Here is a 20,619-nt window from a genome sequence, read left to right as displayed (position 1 = left end):
TCGCAACAAAAAATGCTTGTCCGCAAGGGAACCATCCCTTGCGGGAGCCATTGCGTGACGCAGAAGCCCCACACCGCCTTCCTTCTTCAAATAAGGCGGAAATGAGGCGGCTCCATGGCGGGACTGCAGGGAAAACGGCGTAAAGCGATGAAATCCTCTCTTCTTTTAAGAATGTTCTTGATTGCCGACCGCATTCGCAGCCATCATCGTGCTGTTGGTGCCGGAATTGAAAGCGAAGGAGGACGCAATTCATGACCGCTGTCGCAATACCCTCTTCTGCAACCCCCTCTTCGACATCCGCCGAGAACGATGTCCGGCAGATGCATGAGGACAAGCCGGTCTCGCCCGGCAACATCGTCATCGGCGTCGTCATCGGCCGCGTGTCGGAATTCTTCGACTTCTTCGTCTACGGTCTGGCTTCGGTTCTGGTGTTTCCGCGTCTGGTGTTTTCGTTCGCGCCCGATCCGGTCACCGCCACGCTTTATTCATTCGCGGTGTTCTCGCTGGCGTTCCTTGCCCGTCCGGTCGGCTCGGTCGTGTTCATGTGGATCGACCGTGTCTATGGGCGCGGCACGAAACTGACGATTGCGCTCCTGATCCTCGGCGGCTCGACGGCGTCGCTCGCCTTCCTGCCGGGATATGAAAGCGTCGGCATGCTGTCGGTGGCGCTGCTTGCGCTGTTTCGCCTCGGTCAGGGGTTTGCGCTGGGCGGCGCCTGGGATGGTCTTGCCTCGCTTCTGTCGCTGAATGCGCCGAAAAACCGGCGTGGCTGGTATGCGATGATCCCGCAGCTCGGCGCGCCGATCGGTTTTGCCATTGCCAGCATGCTGTTCGGCTATTTCGTCGCCAATCTCAGCGACGAGGATTTCCTAAGCTGGGGCTGGCGCTATCCGTTCTTCGTGGCTTTCGCCATCAATGTCGTGGCGCTGTTTGCCCGCCTGCGCATCGTTGCCAGCAAGGAGTTCGGTGCGCAGCTGGAAAATCATGAGCTGGAAGCCCGCCCCATTCTGGATACCGTCAATCGCCATGGTCGCGACATCCTGCTCGGGGCATTCGTGCCGCTCGCAAGCTTTGCCATGTTCCATCTGGTGACGATTTTCCCGCTGAGCTGGGTGACGCTTTATGGCGGCCAGCCGCCGGCGGGCTTTCTGTTCGTGCAGATCGCCGGCGCGGTGGTCGGTGCGATGACGGTCATCCTGTCGGGCATGCTCGCCGACCGCATCGGCCGGCGCGGGCAGCTGATGATCGGTGCGATCATCATCGCCATCTTCAGCTTCACCGCGCCCTTCCTGCTCGATGCCGGTCCGGCCGGCCAGGATGCCTTCATCATCATCGGTTTCGGCATTCTTGGCCTGTCGTTCGGCCAGGCCTCCGGCGCGGTGTCGTTCAGGTTCAGCCAGGGCTATCGCTATACCGGTGCGGCCTTCACCTCCGACCTGTCCTGGCTGGTCGGTGCCGGTTTTGCGCCACTCGTGGCGCTGGGCCTTGCCAGCAATTTCGGCATCATCTTCATCGGCGGCTATCTGATCTCCGGTGCGATCTGTACCCTTGTCGCATTGGGCGTCAGCCGGGCGCTGGACTACAGTTCGGACAGCGCCGGCACGGTCTGAACGCCGGTCGACCAAAAAAAAGCCCCGGCGCCGATGCGCCGGGGCTTTTCGTTTCGGGAAAGGCGGGGTCAGGCCTCTCCGGGGGTAAAGCCCAGCAGATAGATGCCGGCAATCACGATGGCGATGAGAAAGATGGTGATGACGAACTTGACCATGCCACGACGGGCCTGGGGCTGACTGTTTTGCATGGATCTTCTCCTCGCTATTGAACCGATGCCCCTCACGGGGAAGCTGTGCATGGTCAACCCAATTGCGGCAAAGAAGTTCCCAGGCGTCCGCCGGCGGGGATGGAGGCGAAGACGAGGCCCGGAGGTCTACCCGGACGGGATCCGTGCGTCCGCCGATTGCGCCGGTTTCGAGGCGGACAGTCCCGTGACGACGCAGCATGTGGGAACATTGCACCCGGGGACGCCAGCCGATCCATGGAGCGGTTCGGGCGGGTAAGGCGAGAAAGTCGTTTCCTCAAAGAATTAACAATGCGGGGTGGATAGGCGCCAAAGGTCCGTTGCGATCTCCGCCTATACGGCCAATTCCTGATGCCGTCCGGCATCGTGATGACCACCGGCCAGCACGCCAAAGAGAAGCCATGCCAAGGCGCCGGCGCTGGGCACGTAGAGAATGTCCCATGTCAGCGCCATCGGCCCGAATGCCAGAGCGACCATGCTGGTGATATAGAAGCCGACGCCCGTTGCCCAAGCGCGATTGTTGAAGCCATCTCGTGCGGCCATCAGAAGGAAGGCGAGCAACGGAAGCCCGAATATCAGGCCACCCTTCCAGAAAATCGTTAGGTAGTAGACATGCGTAGAGGTATTGGCACTCAGGATCTGGTCGGCGCCGTTCGGCGAGAACCGCCCGTATCCATTGAAACCGTTACCGATGATCGGTGATGCCGACAGCTCCTCCAGGCCGGCGGAAAAGAGCCTACCGCGACCGGTCGTTATATCCGCGACGGTATGTTCCTTCTCCACTTCGACGATGGCTTCCTTCTTGATTACGGCGAGTTCGGAGGGAGGAAGAGAGCTTGCATTGGCCTGCGGACCGACGGTCTCTTCGATCTTCTGCTCGATTTTTCTGTCGATCGCTTCCGCTTTGCTGACCTGTTCGGTGCCGATATTTGAGATGATCGTCGTCGCCGTCTGGTAGAGGCGCAAATCGACCGTGGATATCCTTGCCAACGTCCCGCCGACGCCGATGGCTATGGCCAACAGCACGAGGGCGGTATTCAGACTTTCCCGCCTAAAGATCCAGTAGCCGACGGCGGTGATCGCAAGCCAGGCGATGCACATCTGCGCAAACCGCGAGTCGCTGCCCATGACGAGGAACACGGCAGCCGAAAGGCCGATGAAAAAGATCGCCTTGAAGGACATCCGGTTCACCCGCGTCATCGCGCCTGCCAGAATGAACATCTGCAGACATATCAGATAGGCGAGGCTCAGCACGCCGAAGCTTGCAAACACCGGTAGGCCGAACCATTGCGCGTTGAGAACCGCGTATCCGACGCCGATATAGGCACGCACTGGCTCTCCATTGAACAGCAGGCGAATGGTGACGGGCAGCAGGAATACGACGGAAAACAGTGCAAGCCAGAAACACAGCCGCTCAAGGTTACATCGCTTGGCACCGATCCAACGCCCCAGGAAGAAAAAGCTGGGTGCAATCAGCATCAGCAAGAGGCCAAGCGCGGATTTAACCACGTTCTGTGGATCGGCGTAATTTGCCACCAGGACCGACACGGCCCCACCCACAGCAGCGGCGGTAAAGGCAATGACGTAACGGTTGGGGAAAGCAAACAGAAAGGCGACCGCCACCAACGGAGCCAGGAAGAATGCCGGATTGATCTCGTAGCCGAGAACGGAAAAGAGGGCTATTGGGACGGACATGAAAAGCGCCGTCACAGGAATGGATAGATTGTGCATGTGCCCCTCGGCTTCGCAAATGATGTCAATTTGTCGCTCCGCCGGCAATCAGGACGCCCGTTTCGCTTGCATGCTCTTATCATGGTCCGCCGTCATGGGATGGCCCGCGTTCCCCGGTTTCGATCTGCATCGCCATCGACCGTTAAGTTGCCATGCTATCGTCTGCTTATAAAGAAGGCGATAATAATAAATGCTGCCGACGACCAGGCATTTTATTCGATCGATGCCCTAGATCAACTCAGGATAGTACCGCTAAACGGAATATGTGACAGTTTTATAGGATCCGGCGAATAGCGAATCCTGACACATTAGAAAACCCGCCAAATTTTGCAGTCCCGATCCGGTTCCCGCTTAGATTGCGCGGGCATCCAAGTATCCGTCCACCAGGATTTACACCACCTCTTGTCGCTTGATCGCCAGCTGCGCAGCGAAGTGCGCAGAGCCCTTGCTGCCGGAGGCGGTTCTCCCGCAGTCGCCTCAGACTCCCTGCTGTTTCAAACAAGACTGCCCCATTGCGGCTGCCACTCGATGCCATCGGCAAGGAGAACCACGACCTCGTTGAAAGGCGCGACCGGCAGCATTTTGACGGCCTTCGCCAATGCGTCATCGGCCCCTAGAGGCGGCAAGTGATCCGCTCTGAGAAGTTTCCCTGAAGGAAGGGAAAAGGACGGGAAATCCAGAACGCCGACAATGGCGTCTTCGTCAAACCTGATCCGAACCGTAATGGCATCGTCAGACATTGCCGAGACTTTCCGAAACGATCGCCTGTCCATGGATGGTCCCTCGTAGCCGGTTGTATAATGCTAGCATTTGGCGCAACCGGAGCAAGAGGAAAGTAATGTGAAATTGTCACGACACCGCTCGCCCTGGCGGGCCGATCGAGGCGGACATGAGCGGATGAACTTTCTGTTCACCGCTCGGTGGAGCGATAAGCACGCGCCGGGCAGCATTCATGGCAATGCGGTCGCCATTAGAGCGGCCTGACCCTGAACGAAAACAGCGATCGCCAAGCCTCATCTTTGCGGTCGAAATATATGATTGGAAAGGACAGCCTGTGCAGCGTCATGCGCCTGCAAGCCTTTCGGGACAAGGCCTTCTGGCTGGTCGGAGTGGCAAGATTCGAACTTGCGACCCCCACGTCCCGAACGTGGTGCGCTACCAGACTGCGCTACACTCCGTGACCAGCGGGGGTTTCTATAATCGAGCCGCTTTCGTCGCACAAGCGGTAAAGAACATAATTCTTGGATTTTTTGTGACAGGGTTGAGCATGTGGCCAACGGCTCGCATGGATAAGGAGCTCGACGGTTTATGCAGCAGAGGCAAGGACTTGGGCGGATCGGGCGTCATTGGGATGCCGACGGCTCGTTCCCGATATCGGGTGAGCGTTGGTAAAGCCGAGGTCTTGCGGAAGGGGCTATTTCTCGTGGTAGTAGCTCGCGAAATGGCTGTGATAATATTCGTTCGATCCGTGCTGGCCGTATAGTTTCATCTTTTCCATATCGACCTTGTTCAGGACGACGCCTACGCATTTTGCATGCAGTTCTGCATCGGCAAACAGGGTGTTACGCACGACCGCCGGCGAGGTCTCTCCCCACTTGACTACCATGACGAGGGAATCGAGCATCGGGGCGACGGCACGGGCATCGACGACGGCGCCGAGCGGCGGCAGGTCGACGATGATGTAATCGAAATTGCGGCGCAGGGTCTCCATGATCCGGGCCATGGCCGGCGATGCCAGAAGGTCGGAGGAATGCGGAACCCGGCGGCGCACCACAGCCGGCAGGAACGCCAGGTGCGTCTGCGGATCGAACATCAGGATCCGGTCAAGCGGCTCGTTCTCGGTCAATGCTTCCAGGATGCCCCGGTCGGCATGCAGGGCAAGCGCCCTCGTCGCGCCGGGATTGCGCAGGTCGGCATCGATCAGCAGCGTGCGCGCGCCCTGCATGGACAGAAGGCCAGAAAGATTGGCGGAAATGGTTGTCTTGCCTTCCCCCGGCAACGCCGACACGACGCCGATCACCCTGGCGCCCTCACCGGAAAACGACAGGTCGGCTGCCATCTTGGCGCTTCGGAGCGTCTCGGAAAATTGCGACAACGGGTGATCGACGCAGTAGCAATAGGCATTGTCGAGGGGGCGAATGACGCCGGGTCGCGCCGGCTCGCTTGCATTGGCCGGCCTCCCCGCGCCGGTGATCAGCGGCGCGAGGCCGAGATATTCGAGGCCCAGCTGGTCGCGAACCTGGTCGCCGGTGCGCAGGAAACGGTCTCGGAATTCGCGGAAGCCGCCGATCGAGGCACCCACGACCAGGCCGAAAAAGGCAAACAACGTCATCAGCATCGGCTTGTTCGGCCGGCTCGGCTTGAGCGGCGGCGTCGCCTGCGTGATGACCCGCGCTTCCGTCACCGGGAAGGACTGCTGCTGCATGGCTTCCTGGTAGCGGGCGAGAAAGGTCTGGTAGAGGTTCTTGTAACTGTCGGCCGATCGCTCGAGCTCGCGCAGCTGCACCTGCGTCTCGCCGGCCATGGCCGAGACCGAGGTCAGACTTGCGACATTTTCCTCAAGGGATTTCTGCTTGGCGCGGGCAACGTCGAGCTCGCTCTGGTAGCTCTCGGCTATCCGGCCAAGTTCATCGAACATTTGCTCTTCATATTGCTGCATCTCGCCACGCAGGCGCACCGCCTGCACGTGGTTCTCCCCGAATTTCTGCGAAATCTCGGCGTGGCGACGCGAGGCGGTCAGATATTTGTCGCGCAGGTTGGCGGAGATTGAATTGACCAGAGCGTCGGTGACCAGCGCATCCGAACGGCGCTCGTTGATGATGGTCTGGATGCGGTTGTATTTGGCCTGAGCGCGGGCGGTATCGGCCTGTGCGACGATCAGCGAGCTGTTGAGTTCGGAAAGCTGTTGTTCGTTGACGAGAAGACCGTCCTTGGCGGCGATCAGCCCGTTGTCGCGACGGAACTTCTGCACCGCAAGATCGGAATCCATCACCTGCTGCTTCAATTCGGCCAGCCGCTGTTCCAGCCATTCGCTCGCGCGCCGCGTGGATTGGAAGCGGGCATTGAACTTGTCGAGCAGATAGGTGCTGGCATAGGCATTGGCGATATCGGAAGAAAGCTGCGCCGAGGGCGAGGTGTAGCCAAGATTAATGACATAGGACTGGCCACTGCGTGCCACCGCCATGTTCTTCTGCAGGATCGTGCGTGCCATCGTCCGCGTGTCTTCGGCCACGTCCTCGTCGGAGCGAAACCACTGTGCGATGTTGAGCGGGCCTAGCAGCTTGCCGAGCGAAAAGCCCGACGCGCCCGTGAAGACCGGGTTCTGCGAAAGGTTCAGCTTGTCGACGACGGCATCGGCAACACTGTCTGACTTGATGATTTCCAGCTGGCTGAGAATGGACGCCTCGTCGTCCACCGTGACACGCGACTGGTTTTCGCTCATGTCGGAAATGACGCCGCTCGTGCCGCGGTCCATGATGAGACTAGTATAGGCGGTATATTGCGGCACCGTCGTCGACACATAGGCAAAGCCGATGGCGGCAAAGGCCGCCGTCATCACGGCCATGACCAGCCATTGTCGACGGATCATCGCCAGGATGGCGTCGAAATCGATCAGAGTAATTTCCGGATCGCTCCCTGCAGGACCGGCCTGGTCGCGTGCCTGCTGAAAGGAGAGCTGGTCAGGTACTCTCATCAAGTGCTCCTCTTGGTCCCTGGACCAGGCGTCGCAGCCGTTGCGACGCAAGGGTCCGGGTTCTTTCCAACTGCCGCGATGATGCGCTGCCCGCGGCAGGGTCCGCTTGTCTTTCATCGCCAGGGCATCATCGTGTCATCGGCGACGGTAGTCCAGCAAATCGCCCCGGGCAGGCCAAAGGAAATGTACCGGGGCCATTTTTCGCGTCTTGCCGTGCCTGTCGTGCCACCGTCTGCAAGAAGCGGCACGCGGCAGGCGGCTTATTGCAGGCCGATGCCGTGATAGGCAAAGCCATGCTTTGCCACTTCCGCCGGGCGGTAGATGTTGCGCAGGTCGACAAGGACCGGGTTCTTCATCATACCCTTTGCCCGCGGCAGATCGAGGGCGCGGAACTGGTTCCACTCGGTCACGATGACGATCGCATCGGCATCGGCGATCGCCTCGTAAGGGCCGGCGACATATTCGATGCCTTCGATCAGCTTCTTGGCATTTTCCATGCCTTCCGGATCGTAGGCGGCGATCGTCGCACCACTATCCTGCAGTGTCTGGATCACGGCAATGGCCGGGCTGTCGCGCATGTCGTCGGTATTCGGCTTGAAGGTGAGGCCGAGCACAGCGATCTTCTTGCTGCGCACGTCGCCATCCAGCGCGGCGATGACCTTGCGGCCCATGGCGCGCTTGCGGTTGTCGTTGATCGAGATGGTGGTCTCGATCAGGCGCACCGGGCTTTCATGGTCCTGCGCGGTTTTCGCCAGGGCCAGCGTATCCTTGGGGAAGCAGGAGCCGCCGTAACCGGGACCGGCATGAAGGAATTTCGCACCAATACGGCCATCGAGGCCGATGCCGCGCGACACGTCCTGGACATTGGCGCCGACCTTTTCGCACAGGTCGGCGATCTCGTTGATGAAGGTGATCTTCATGGCGAGAAAGCCGTTGGCGGCGTATTTGATCAGTTCGGACGTGCGGCGGGCGGTAAACAGCAGCGGCGCCTGGTTGAGATAAAGCGGGCGGTAGACTTCGGTCATCACGCCACGGGCGCGGTCGTCGTCGAGACCGATGACGATGCGGTCGGGGCGCTTGAAGTCCTCGATGGCCGCCCCTTCGCGCAGGAATTCGGGATTGGAAACGACGGCAATATCTGCGCCAGGATTGGCTTCCTTGACAATGCGCTCCACCTCGTCGCCGGTGCCGACAGGCACGGTCGACTTGGTCACGACGACGGTGAAGCCCGTGCAATGCTGCGCGATCTCCTTGGCGGCAGCATAGACATAGGAAAGGTCTGCGTGGCCATCGCCGCGACGCGATGGCGTGCCGACGGCGATGAACACCACGTCCGCATCCTTGACGCTGTTTGCAACGTCGGTGGAGAAGGTCAGGCGGCCAGCTTTGACATTGTCGGCGACGATCTGGTCCAGACCCGGCTCGTAAATCGGCATGACGCCCTTTTCGAGCGCGTCGATCTTGGACTTGTCTTTGTCGACGCAAATGACGTCGTGGCCGAAATCCGCAAAGCAGACGCCGGAGACGAGACCGACATAGCCAGAACCGATCATGGTGATACGCATATTCCCTCGCGTGTTAGGACTAGGTTGATGCTGCAGCGCGGCATTATTGTGTCATATTCTGTATCAGGACAACGACAAAAAGCCATTTTCTGACAGATAGTTCGATTGGTGGCGTGACATAGCTGGGGCGCCGGCCCTTTCTTTCAATCGGCATGGCCGGGCGATGTAGCCTGTCCGGCGATATTAACCTTTTTTGATCGCGATTTGCGCCACTCGGGCCGGAATTTCGTCCGGCCTTAAATGCCGAGAGCAATTATGCCTTTGATACAAAAGTGTTTTATTTGCGTCCTATGATGGCCATAAAACAAATGCAGTGAGCCGATGGCGCGGCTTCACAAGCTTATAAAAATCGTGACGGTTTCGCATTATGGTCATTTTTTAAATATCTGAGTAACCCTTGTCATAGGCAGCCCCAAACCTAGTTCCCGCCGGCAGTTTGGTGAAAAAATCAGAAAGGGCAAAGTTGACAGAGACACAGAATATGTTGCTTTGCAGCATGAAAAGTGCAAACCTGCGGCCGAGCACTTGCGAATGCAGCGATTTCAAGCAGCCCTGAACCCGTGAGGATCAAGGGGCCGAAACTGGAAAATCCCAAGCGGCATGCCGGTACTTTTTTCCGGATACCGCTGTCCTGAATACCTTTTTTGATCGAAAAAGGCTCTCATGAAACTGACGGGTGCGCAATGAAGATCGAACGATTGCCGCTGGCCGGACTGGCCAAGATTATTCCGACGCGACTGGGCGATCACCGCGGCTATTTTTCCGAAATTTTCAAGGACGGCTGGTTCCGGCAGAATGTCGCGGATGTGGATTTCGTGCAGGAAAACGAGTCGCTTTCGGCATCCGTCGGCACGGTGCGCGGCCTGCATTTCCAGCTCGAGCCATTCGCGCAGGGCAAGCTGGTACGCTGCCTGGCAGGCAGGATTTTCGATGTCGTCGTCGATATTCGTGTCGGTTCGCCGAGCTATGGCCAATGGTACGGCGCCGAGCTGTCGATGGAAAACGGCGAGCAGCTTTTCGTGCCGGCCGGTTTCGCCCACGGCTTTGCCACGCTCGCGCCCGACAGCGTTATCCATTACAAGGTGACGGCGCCCTATAGTGCCGAAAACGACCGCGGCCTGTTGTGGAGCGATCCGGCAATCGGCATTGAATGGCCGTTGCCGCTCGACGATGCCATCTTGTCCGACAAGGACAGGAAGCAGCCGAAGCTGGCAGATTTGCCGCCTTCCTTCACCTACTGATCATCGCCGGAACAGGCGAAAGAACGGAGCAGATCATGCGTATTCTCGTGACCGGCGGAGCGGGTTTTATCGGTTCGGCCCTCGTGCGCCATCTCGTCAAAAATGTCGGCGTCGAAGTGCTCAATGTCGACAAGCTGACCTATGCCGGCAATCTTGCTTCCCTGAAGGAGATCGAGGGCGCTGCTAACTACCAGTTTCTGCAGGCCGATATCTGCGATCTGCAGAGGATGTCGGAGGCTATGACGTCCTTCAGACCGGACCGGATCATGCATCTGGCTGCCGAAAGCCATGTCGACCGCTCGATCAGCGGCGCCGCCGATTTCGTGCAGACCAATGTCATGGGCACGTTCTCGCTGCTGGAAGCCGCCCGCCATTACTGGAACGATCTTTCGCCGGCGCGAAAGGAAGCTTTCCGCTTCCTGCATGTCTCGACCGACGAGGTTTATGGTTCGCTGGGTGATGAAGGTCTTTTTGAGGAAGTCACGCCTTACGATCCGTCTTCGCCTTATTCCGCGTCGAAAGCCGCGAGCGACCATCTCGCGATCGCCTGGCATCGCACCTACGGCCTGCCGGTAGTGGTCTCGAACTGCTCGAACAATTACGGGCCCTACCATTTCCCCGAAAAGCTGATCCCGTTGATCATTCTGAATGCCATGGATGGCAAGCCGCTGCCGGTCTATGGCGAGGGCGTCAACATTCGCGACTGGCTCTATGTCGAGGATCACGCCCGTGCGCTCGACCTGATTGCCTCGCGCGGCCGTGTGGGTGAGAAGTATAATGTCGGCGGCCGCAACGAGCGCCGCAATATCGATGTCGTCAAGCGCATCTGCGAATTGATGGACGAGCTTCGCCCCAAGGCGACGCCGCACGCCGATCTTATCACCTACGTCACCGACCGTCCCGGCCATGATGCGCGTTACGCTATCGACGCCACCAAGCTGGAAACGGATCTGGGCTGGAAGGCTGAGGAAAATTTCGACAGCGGCATCGAGCGCACCGTGCGCTGGTATCTCGACAATGAATGGTGGTGGCAGCCGCTCAGGCAGAGCGTTTATTCCGGCGAACGTCTCGGCGTTCTGAAGAAGGGCTGATGCGCATGCGGATTGCCGTGACCGGAAAACAGGGACAGGTCGTCACCGCGCTGATCGAACGCGGGTCGGACGCGGACGTCGAAATCATCGCCGTCGGGCGGCCGGAAATGGACCTTGCCGATCTTTCCTCGATCCGCCGCGTTCTATCCGAGATTAAGCCCGATGCCATCGTCTCGGCTGCCGCCTATACGGCCGTCGACAAGGCCGAAAGCGAGCCGGAACTGGCCTTTGCGGTTAATGCGAAGGGCCCGCAGGCGCTGGCCGAAGTCGCTGATGAACTGGACATCCCGGTCGTGCACATCTCGACCGACTACGTGTTTCCCGGGACCAAGGACGGCGTCTACCTGGAAACCGATGCCACCGGTCCGGTCTCGGTCTACGGCCAGTCCAAGCTTGCCGGCGAGGCAGCGATTGCGGCGGCGACGCCCAACCACGCCATCCTGCGTACCGCCTGGGTCTATTCCCCTTACGGCGCGAATTTCGTTAAAACGATGCTGCGGCTGGCGGAAACCCGCGATGCCCTGAATGTCGTGGCCGACCAGCACGGCACGCCGACCAGCGCGCTCGACATCGCTGATGCGGTCATCGCGATCGCCAAGCGTCTGGCGACGGATCCCGATCCGGCACTGCGGGGCACCTTCCATCTGACCGGCAGCGGCGAGGCGACCTGGGCCGATTTCGCCGAGGAGATCTTTGCCTCCCTGCAGGCAAAAAGCGGCAAGGCCGTTACGGTCGGCCGCATTACCACCGAGGAATACCCGACCCCGGCGAAACGGCCTGCCAATTCGCGGCTGTCGACGGAAAAACTCGCCAAAACCTATGGCATCGTACTGCCGGATTGGAAACAGTCCACCAAGGTCGTGCTCGACAGGCTTCTGGCTCGCGATGAACGGGTGGCGAACAGCTAAACCGAAAAGGCTCTACGCCCATGGCGGCGCAGGGCGTTCCAGCGATCGGCGCGGATGTCAAAACTCCGCCCTCACAGGAAGGAAAACGCATGAAGGGTATCATTCTTGCCGGCGGTTCCGGCACGCGGCTTTATCCGATCACCATGGCCGTCTCCAAACAGCTGATGCCGGTCTACGACAAGCCGATGATCTATTATCCGCTAACCACGCTGATGCTGGCCGGGATCAAGGACATCCTGATCATCACCACGCCGCATGACAACGAGGCGTTCAAGCGTCTGCTCGGTGACGGCAGCCAATGGGGCATTTCGATCGACTATGCGGTGCAGCCGAGCCCGGATGGTCTGGCGCAGGCCTTCATCATCGGCGCGGATTTCGTCGGCTCCAACCCGTCGGCGCTGATCCTCGGCGACAATATCTATTACGGTCACGGCCTGCCGCAGCTGATGCGTCCGAAAGACGGCGGCACGGACCAAGGGGCGGCAAAGGGCGCGCGCGTCTTCGCCTATCATGTCACCGATCCGGAACGCTACGGCGTGGTCGAGTTCGATGGCTCGATGAAGGCACTGTCGATCGAGGAAAAGCCCGCGCAGCCGAAGAGCAACTGGGCGGTCACCGGGCTCTATTTCTACGACGAACAGGTCATCGACATCGCCGCCAACCTGAAGCCGTCACCGCGCGGCGAGCTTGAGATCACCGACGTCAACCGCATCTATCTGGAACGCGGCCAGCTTTCGGTCGAGCTGATGGGTCGTGGTTATGCCTGGCTCGATACCGGCACGCCGGACAGCCTGCTCGATGCCGCGGACTTTGTCGGCACGCTGGAAAAGCGTCAGGGCTTCAAGATCGCCTGCCCGGAAGAAGTCGCCTACCGCATGGGCCATATCGATGACGCGCAGCTTGAAAAGCTCGCCGTCAAGCTCGGCAAGAGCGCCTATGGCCAGTACCTGATGAAGCTTGCCAAGACCAAATACGACCTGGGTTTCTGAGACCCGTAAAGTCGAGATAAAGCCCTTTGGGAGGAGGGCGACCCGACCGGCACAAGGCAGTCCGGCAACAATTCGAGGTGTGAATGCGTATTCTGGTGATCTCGGCGATGTTCCCGCCCAACATCCTTGGCGGTGCGGAAATTTCGGCGTTCAACCTCACGACCTGGCTGCAGAGCCGAGGCCACGAGATCGGCGTGCTGACGGCTGCCAAGTCACCGGACGAGGTAAAATACGGCGAGATGGTCGATGGCATGAAGATCTGGAGCCTCTACATGCCGAGGCCTTACCCGATCTTCAAACAGGGACGCGGCGTCTCGAAATACAAGAAACCGCTCTGGCATCTGCAGGATCATCTCGATCCGCGCAATCCCAAGATGGTGGCCAAGGTTCTTGACGAGTTCAAGCCGGATTTCTGCAACGTGCATTACATCACCGGCATCGGCCATAATGTTCTGCCGGAACTGGGCAAGCGCGATATCCCGGTCATGTATGTGATGCCGGACATGGCGCTCTCCTGCGTCAAGCTGACGATGTTCGTCGATGGCAAGACCTGCGAGACCCAATGCGGACCGTGCAAGATGTCGGCGGACTACAAGCGTCGCGGCATTCGCGCCATGCGCCGCATCGGCTTCTGTTCCCCCTCGAGGGCGAACCTGGAGCGCAATGCGATGTTTCAGCCGCTGGCTGATTACCCGATGGCGCATATCCTCAACGCCAACAAATACCCGCCGCCGACGGTGGCGCGCGAGCCGAGCGATATCGTGCGCTTCGTCTATGCCGGACGGCTGGAATCCGCCAAGGGCGTGGATGTGCTTCTCGAAGCGGCGGAAGAGCTTGCCGACAAATGGCCGTTTACCTTCAAGGTGGTGGGATCGGGCGCCGATGCGGATGCGCTGAAGGCCCGGTTCGGCCACCACACATGGCTGGAATTTACCGGCCATGTGCCGTTGCAGACGGCGATCGACAATATCGGCGGCAGCGATGTCCTGTGCATCCCCTCGATCTGGATGGAAAATTCGCCGGGTGTGGTCATTCAGGCGCTGGGCATGAGCGTGCCGGTGATCGGCAGCCGTGTCGGCGGTATCCCGGAACTGGTGCAGCATGACGAGAACGGCATTCTGGTGCCGCCGGGCGATAAAAACGCCTGGCGCGATGCGCTGGAAGAGGTTCTGGCCGATCGCGAAAAGCTGGAACGCTACAAAGCCAATGCCGCATCGAAGGCAGGCGAGTTCGATCAGGACTATCTCGGCGGGCGTTATCTCGATTTCATCGACCAGATCAAGAATTTCGACGGGCGGGTGGCCGTTTGAGGCCATGCGCACAATTCCATGCGTCGCGTGCGGTATCGGCCTCGGGGTCGGGAGACATGCGCAAAAGCAGGAAAAAGACATGAAGACGGCAGGCCATAACTCATCGGCACGGATCGGTTTTCGCATGGCGCTCATGAGCGCCTGCTTCGGTGTGTTCGCCTGCGCGTCGTCGGCATCGGCCCAATCCGTGACGTTCGAAGCACCGCGCGACGGAGGCTATGTCGCCCCGATCATTGGCGCCAACACGCATTTCGGCACGGTTCGCATCCTCGGATACAAGGATGCGCATAAGGTGCGCGATCAACTCGCCCAGATCGGCGCGACCAGCTTTCGCGATTACATGCCGTGGCAGTCGTTCAATTTCCCGCCGTCGGGCCCGGTTCTGGCCAAGTCCGGCCGGCTGATGAATTTCCTGCCGCAGGCCGGTTTGACGCCGATGATCAATCTCGGCCTTGCCAATTCCGCCGTCAAAGGAGGCGTGCCGCCCATCAGCGATTCAGCGCTTGAACTGTTCGAGGATTATGTCGGCAAGGCCGTCGAGCTGACCGAACAATACGATCCGATCTACGAGATCTGGAACGAATGGAACATGTATATCGGCACCGGCAAACCGCAGCCGCGCATCATGGGCGAGGGGCCGAAGGACGATCCACGTGCGGCCAGCCATTATGTCCGCGTCGCCCAGGTGGCCGTCGAGAAGATCCGGCAGGTCGATCCGGAGGCGAAGATCGTCGTTGGGGCCGTTGGTGATGACGAAGACTGGGGTTGGGCCAAGGCCATCGTGCGCGATGGCGTGATGCTAGGGGCCGATGGCCTGTCCGTGCATCTCTACAATCAGTGCTCTGCCAATCCGCATGATCGCACGGCGAAGGAAATGATCGACCGCGTCGAGAAACTGCAGGCGGATCTGAAACAGGTGCGCGGCGGAACCGAGGCGCCGATCTACATCACGGAATTCGGCTGGCCGACTTCCAAGGGCAATTGCGGCATGCCGCTCGACACCTCAGCCTATCAATTCGCCCAGTTCATCCTGCATGCCTCTGCAATCCCTTACATCAAAGGGGTGTGGATGCACGAATTGAAGAACATTTCGCCGGATCCGGTGGAGCGTGAAAGCAATTACGGTCTGTTTTCCTATGAGGATGAGCCCAAGCCAGCTGCCTGCTTTATGGGTGCCGCCGCCGAACTGGTAAAATCGGCCGACAGCGTCGAAATCCGCGAACCGCAGCCGGATGTGTTTGTCGCGCGGCTTGGTACCGGTGACAGCCAGAAAATCGTCATGTGGACGAAGGGCGACTGGGTGAAGGCGGGTTACACGTCTTCCACGCAGCCGAAGAAGACTGAGGCTCTATGCGAGGCTCAAGGTCTGGCCAAAGCAGAACCCGGCCGCATCGGTCCGGCCCCTGTTGTTCTCGATTTTTCCGCGCGGGATCCGGTCACAATCAAGCTGGGCGAATGGAGCGAGGTGCGCAAATAATGTCGGTTCTTTCCTTCGTTCGATCGCTGTTTTCCGCAGCCTCTGCCGCAAAGGCCAAAAAGGGCGGGCGCAGCCGCATCTGGGTGATAGGCCCGATGCCGCAGCCGCTCAACGGCCAGACCAATTACAATCGCCATATCGTTGCCGAGTTCGAAAAGCACGCGCCGGTGACGGTGCTGCCGACCGGCGGTTCCGGTGCGGATAAGATCGCCGCCGCGCTCGTCCTGCCGCTGATCATCCTGTTTTCCATTCCGCGCACGGATCATGTCTATAGCTCGCCGCCGGGGCAGAACGGTCTGTGGCTGTTCATGGGCTGCCTGGCGGCGCTGCGTCTCAAGCGCCTCGATCACGTCATCCACCACCATTCCTTCCGGCCGATCAATCTCGGCCCGACATGGTCGGCGCGCGCGCTAGTGGCGGTGAGCGGTCGCTATCAGCGCCACGTGTTTCTGTCGGAAGCGATGCGGGACAGGTATGCCGCGCTCTACCTGACGCCCGAACTCAAGGCCCGCAGCTTCGTGCTGCCCAATGCCTATCTTTTTTTCAGGCAGAAGCTTGCGGGTGCTGTACGCACAGGCCCGATCACGATGGGGCACCTGAGCGTTCTCACCCGCGAAAAGGGGGTGGATTATCTGATGGCGCTGGCGGAGCGCATCTTTGCCCGGCGTGACGACTTTCGTTTCGTGCTCGCAGGCCCGGTGCGCGACGAAAGCCTCAGCAGAGAAATCCTCGCCTTCTGCCAGAAATATCCAGACCGCGCCGAATATCTCGGCCCCGTCTACGACGATGCCAAGGATGCGTTTTACCAACGGCTCGACCTTTTCGCGCTGCCGTCGCGCTTGGTCGACGAGGCCGATCCGCTGGTGATCCTCGAAGCCTATGGCTATGGCTGCGATATCCTGGCCTCTTCCACCGGCTGCATCCCCGAGCGCCTGCGCACGGCCGATCGCATCATGTCCTTCGATCTCGACAGGGACACGGACCTGCTCGACGGCGCCATCGCCGATCTTGCCGCCAACCGTGAAGCGATTGCCGAAGCCAGCCGGGCGCATATCGAAGCCATGTATCGCCGCTCGGTCGCACAGGCCGATATCTTCTTCCACGCGCTGGAGATCGATCCGCCGAGGGCGGAAAGCACCGATACCGTCTTCGACGCGGGGCTGGATCCGCTCTCCTGTGCGACAAAGAGGGCATAAGTATATGATTTTTATTTCTTGTTTCACGTGCAGAACGCTTCTGCCGCCACCCTTTCCGATGTCCCGGCGGCGCACTTCATCCCATCACGAACATATGGGTCAGAGATGACAAACACATCGCTTCTCAACGTCATCGTCGTCAATTTCCGCACCGCCGGTCTTACGATCCGCTGCGTGGAATCGATGATCGCGCAATCCGTCGCCAAGCCGGAAGAAATTATCGTCGTCGATAATCTTTCCGGCGACGACAGCGTGCCCGTCTTGCGCGCCAAGCTGCCGATCGGGGTCAGGCTGATCGCGTCCGACCGCAATGCCGGTTTCGGCGCCGGCATCAACGAAGGCTACAAGCATACGGATGCGGATTATCTGCTGGTGCTGAACCCCGATACCTATTTCGAGTTCGACAGTGTCGCGCGGGTGCTGAATTATATGGACCGTGATCCGAGCGTCGGTCTCGTCGGTCTCGACCTGGTCAATCCGGACCGCAGCCGACAATATTCGGCGCGGCGTTTCTACTCGATTCTCGATATCGGTGCGCGCCGCGTCAACATGCTGGGCAAGATGTTCGCCGGCCGCATCGACCGTCATCTCATGCGCGAAGCCTGGCGCGACGGCAAACCGTTCGAGGCGGAATGGGTGATGGGGACCGGCTTCGTCATCCGCAGCGACCTTTACGCGCAGTTGAACGGCATGGACGAGGCCTATTTTCTCTACATGGAAGATGTCGATCTGTGCGCCCGCGTCTGGCGCGCCGGCAAGAAGGTGATCTGCTTCCCGGGCGCGCAGCTCGTGCACGACCATCAAAGATCGAGTGCGGCAAGCCCTTTCAGTTTTGCGGGGCGGGCACATTTGAGAAGTCTGGTCATGTTCGGTCGACGGTTCTCGCTGCCGCTGATCCGTTCGCCCGGTCTTAAAAAGATCATGCGGTCTTGAGACTGAAAGCTTTGTTTGGGAGGACTTCGTTTGTCGGATCACATCAGCGCAGTCGAAGGCGTCACGGTGCTCCGGCAGGCGCGTCGGCTCGGGCGTCCGTTGGCGGTGGAAAATCCGGTCGAACCCGTTCGTCCCGCCGGATGCGGTGAAACGATGAAGATACTGCATGTCTGCGAAAGCATCATCGGCGGCACCGGTTCCTACCTGGCCGAATTGATCCCGCATCAGGTCGAGGCTTACGGGCGCGACAACGTCCAGCTTCTGGTGCCCGAAACGCATTTCGATTTCATTGACCCCGCGATCCGCGAATGCGGCGCGCAGATCATCACCTTCAAGCGGCCGACGCGGCTGATCGGCTCCCTGTTGCTGATGCAGCGCTACCTGCAGGCGATCGACGCGTTCCGGCCCGATGTCGTGCATGCCCATTCGTCGGTCGCGGGCGTCATCGTGCGTGTGCTTGGCCTGCGCCGGCAATATCGCATCGTCTTTTGCCCGCATGGCTGGTCGGTGGACATGCAGGGTGCGCGCTATGTCCGCAGCATCGCCGAGGTGATCGAGCGCAAGCTCGGCAATGTCGCCGACAGCATCATTGTCATTTCGCGACACGAATACCGCCGGGCCATGGAACTCGGCCTTTCACCGGACAAGGTGACGCTGGTGGAAAGCGGCATCGACCGGCATGTGCCGGCGGTCGCCGCTGCCGAATGGAAGGACGATCGAATCCGCCTTCTTTACGCCGGACGATACGATTACCAGAAGGGCGTCGATATTCTGCTGAAAGCAGTCGAGGGGCTTGGCGATCGCTTGAGCGTCCGCCTTGTCGGCGGCTTTGCGGTCAGCACCGAAAACATGCCGGACACGCTGCCCTCCCATATCACCGAGCTCGGCTGGATGGACCGCGATGGGGTCTATGCCCAGATGAAAGCTTGCGACGTGCTCGTAGTGCCGTCACGCTGGGAAGGGTTCGGGCTGGTGGCGATCGAGGCGATGCGCATGGAAAAGCCCGTGGTTGCGGCGGCCGTCGGCGGATTGGTGGAAATTCTTGGAAACGGCAAATACGGCATGCTGGTGCCGCCCGAGGATCCAGATGCGCTGCACGATTGCCTTGCCGGGCTGAACCACGAAACGCTCGAACAGTTCGGTGAGGTCGGGCGCCGGCGGTTCCTCACCGCCTATACGTCGGACCGCATGGTGCGCCAGATCGGCGATGTGTATGTGTCGGTTGCAGCGTCCCGTGCCGTGGAGCCGCAGACGGTATGACGAGCCCATCCCAGTCCAGACCCTATCAGAGCGACAGGCCCCGCATCGACTGGGAGGAGGTCATCTATCTCTTCCTCGTCGTGACCTTCATCCTGTTTGCCATTCGCGATGGCCTGACCGGCAGCATCCGCTATCTGTTCCAGCTGCTGCACGTGTCCTTCCTGTGGTTCGTGCCGGACCTGATGTCCTTCGTGGCAATGGGCCTGTTCTTCTACCAGCAGTTCTTCGTCAAGAAGAACGCGATCGGGATGTATCTCTGCTACATCTTCATCATCTCGACGATCACCAGCATCTTCTTCATGAACAGCTCCGCCTTCTCGCTGTTTTCCTCGATCAAGATGTTCATCCCGATGTTCGTCGGCTTCTGCTTCTACGGCCGTTCCGTGACCGAGCGGCGATGGGTAAGGGCGGTGCTGATCCTCATCTGCGGGGCTTCAGTCCTCGGCCTGCTGGCCAACCCTTACGTCGAATACCCGTGGGTCGGGCAGACGATCAGCTCGTTCGGCATGGAGCGCGAGGCCACAAAACTCTGGTGGCAGGAGGGCGGCATTCGCTATGGCGGGCTTGCCGGCGACAGCACAATGGCCGCCTATATGGTGATCTTCATCTTCATCCTGCTGTCGCCGCATTACAGTTTTCTGACCAACATCATCGCGTTCCCGATCATTCTGTGGGCGATCCAGGTCTCGACCAGCAAGACGGCGCTCGGCGTCTATTTCCTTTATGTCGCGATCTATTTCACGGTCTGGTTCGTGCGCGATCGGGCGATCAATATCGCCCTCCTGCGTCTTGTCGCCAAATGGTCCTTCGTGTGCCTGCTGGTCCCACCGCTGCTGATGGTGATGTTTTACGGCGCCGATCTGGGCAAGGTTTCGTCGACCTTGTTCAGCCTGCAGGACCGTATCGACAATACCTGGCCGGGGCCTTTCCGCACCGTCGCGGACATCTTTCCCGCCGGCGTGGTCTTCGGCTGCGGGCTCGGCTGTTTCAGCTATCCGATGGATTACACGGCGCTGGCCGACTACAATCTGCCGCTCGACAATTTCTACATGTCGACGCTGATCATGATGGGCATGCCCTTCATCCTGTTCGTGGCGATGCAGTTCCTGATGGTGCGCCACGCCCGAGATCCGGTCAAACTGTCGCTGATGACGATGTTCAATTTCTATAGCGTCACCATCCAGTGTTACGGCCCATCCTACGCGACGTTGATGTTCGGTTATATCTTCAGCGAGATGTTCGGCTATCACGTGAGGAACAAGGCACGTGCACCCAGACAGCCGAAGCTGAAGCCACGCAATACGGGGCCGATTAGTACGCAGCCGGGGTTGGCGAATGCGCAGACGGATATGGTGCCGCGGCCGCAGGGCTAGTTTTCAGGCTTATCATTGATGGGGTTTGGAAGGGTGAGGTATAGCCTTTTCTGACC

At 59.7% G+C, this 20,619-nt stretch carries 16 protein-coding genes and 1 tRNA gene; 12 read left to right on the top strand and 5 right to left on the bottom strand.

Annotated features, from left to right (window positions below; genetic code table 11):
• Positions 1-114: 114 nt before the first annotated feature.
• Positions 115-255, top strand: a complete 141-nt coding sequence (locus ACQKKX_RS19305; RefSeq protein ID WP_427573004.1) for a hypothetical protein — start codon at positions 115-117, stop codon at positions 253-255.
• Complete coding sequence (locus ACQKKX_RS19300) at positions 252-1,610, top strand: MFS transporter (RefSeq protein ID WP_427573003.1); 1,359 nt, start codon at positions 252-254, stop codon at positions 1,608-1,610. The genes ACQKKX_RS19305 and ACQKKX_RS19300 overlap by 4 nt, the downstream gene beginning before the upstream one ends.
• 518 nt (positions 1,611-2,128) lie before the next feature.
• Here ACQKKX_RS19300 and ACQKKX_RS19295 read toward each other — a convergent pair.
• The 5 genes from ACQKKX_RS19295 to ACQKKX_RS19275 form a co-directional block, all read right to left on the bottom strand.
• A complete protein-coding gene (locus ACQKKX_RS19295) occupies positions 2,129-3,490 on the bottom strand; it encodes a hypothetical protein (RefSeq protein WP_427573001.1) in 1,362 nt (453 codons plus the stop codon).
• A 530-nt stretch (positions 3,491-4,020) separates the two neighbouring features.
• Entirely contained in the window at positions 4,021-4,266 is a 246-nt protein-coding gene (locus ACQKKX_RS19290) for a hypothetical protein (RefSeq protein WP_427572999.1), read from the bottom strand.
• A 361-nt stretch (positions 4,267-4,627) separates the two neighbouring features.
• A tRNA-Pro gene (locus tag ACQKKX_RS19285) sits at positions 4,628-4,704 on the bottom strand.
• Positions 4,705-4,940: 236 nt separating this feature from the next.
• Entirely contained in the window at positions 4,941-7,220 is a 2,280-nt protein-coding gene (locus ACQKKX_RS19280) for a polysaccharide biosynthesis tyrosine autokinase (protein WP_427572997.1), read from the bottom strand.
• Positions 7,221-7,480: 260 nt separating this feature from the next.
• Positions 7,481-8,785 carry a UDP-glucose dehydrogenase family protein gene (locus ACQKKX_RS19275; protein ID WP_427572995.1) on the bottom strand — a complete coding sequence of 435 codons (1,305 nt, stop codon included), beginning with the start codon at positions 8,783-8,785 and terminating at the stop codon, positions 7,481-7,483.
• A gap of 683 nt (positions 8,786-9,468) precedes the next feature.
• Between ACQKKX_RS19275 and rfbC the strand changes: the two genes are divergently transcribed.
• The 10 genes from rfbC to ACQKKX_RS19225 all read left to right on the top strand — a co-directional run bounded on the left by rfbC (position 9,469) and on the right by ACQKKX_RS19225 (position 20,563).
• Positions 9,469-10,026: a dTDP-4-dehydrorhamnose 3,5-epimerase gene (gene rfbC / locus ACQKKX_RS19270; protein WP_427572993.1), complete on the top strand. Its 558-nt coding sequence runs from the start codon at positions 9,469-9,471 to the stop codon at positions 10,024-10,026.
• 35 nt (positions 10,027-10,061) lie between these two features.
• Entirely contained in the window at positions 10,062-11,117 is a 1,056-nt protein-coding gene (gene rfbB / locus ACQKKX_RS19265) for a dTDP-glucose 4,6-dehydratase (protein ID WP_427572991.1), read from the top strand.
• Positions 11,118-11,122: 5 nt separating this feature from the next.
• Positions 11,123-12,025, top strand: a complete 903-nt coding sequence (rfbD, locus tag ACQKKX_RS19260; protein WP_427573080.1) for a dTDP-4-dehydrorhamnose reductase — start codon at positions 11,123-11,125, stop codon at positions 12,023-12,025.
• An 89-nt stretch (positions 12,026-12,114) separates the two neighbouring features.
• The gene (rfbA, locus tag ACQKKX_RS19255; RefSeq protein ID WP_427572989.1) at positions 12,115-13,014 is read left to right on the top strand and encodes a glucose-1-phosphate thymidylyltransferase RfbA; all 900 of its coding nucleotides are present in this window, start codon (positions 12,115-12,117) and stop codon (positions 13,012-13,014) included.
• 83 nt (positions 13,015-13,097) lie between these two features.
• Positions 13,098-14,324: a glycosyltransferase gene (locus ACQKKX_RS19250; protein ID WP_427572987.1), complete on the top strand. Its 1,227-nt coding sequence runs from the start codon at positions 13,098-13,100 to the stop codon at positions 14,322-14,324.
• A 79-nt stretch (positions 14,325-14,403) separates the two neighbouring features.
• Positions 14,404-15,801, top strand: a complete 1,398-nt coding sequence (locus tag ACQKKX_RS19245) for a hypothetical protein (RefSeq protein ID WP_427572985.1) — start codon at positions 14,404-14,406, stop codon at positions 15,799-15,801.
• Positions 15,801-16,997, top strand: coding sequence for a glycosyltransferase family 4 protein (locus ACQKKX_RS19240; RefSeq protein WP_427572984.1), 1,197 nt, complete (start codon positions 15,801-15,803; stop codon positions 16,995-16,997). The genes ACQKKX_RS19245 and ACQKKX_RS19240 overlap by 1 nt, the downstream gene beginning before the upstream one ends.
• Before the next feature lie 105 nt (positions 16,998-17,102).
• On the top strand, positions 17,103-17,930 hold the full coding sequence (locus ACQKKX_RS19235; RefSeq protein WP_427572982.1) for a glycosyltransferase family 2 protein: 828 nt from the start codon (positions 17,103-17,105) through the stop codon (positions 17,928-17,930).
• A gap of 30 nt (positions 17,931-17,960) precedes the next feature.
• Complete coding sequence (locus tag ACQKKX_RS19230; protein WP_427572980.1) at positions 17,961-19,190, top strand: glycosyltransferase family 4 protein; 1,230 nt, start codon at positions 17,961-17,963, stop codon at positions 19,188-19,190.
• Positions 19,187-20,563 carry a hypothetical protein gene (locus ACQKKX_RS19225; RefSeq protein WP_427572978.1) on the top strand — a complete coding sequence of 459 codons (1,377 nt, stop codon included), beginning with the start codon at positions 19,187-19,189 and terminating at the stop codon, positions 20,561-20,563. Before ACQKKX_RS19230 ends, ACQKKX_RS19225 begins: the two co-directional genes overlap by 4 nt.
• The last annotated feature ends 56 nt before the right edge of the window (positions 20,564-20,619 follow it).

It is taken from the genome of Neorhizobium sp. NPDC001467, from assembly GCF_050275975.1.
GTDB lineage: Bacteria > Pseudomonadota > Alphaproteobacteria > Rhizobiales > Rhizobiaceae > Neorhizobium.
The sequence above is the reverse complement of the archived record's forward strand: the minus strand, read 5'-3'. Positions and strand labels throughout refer to the sequence as shown.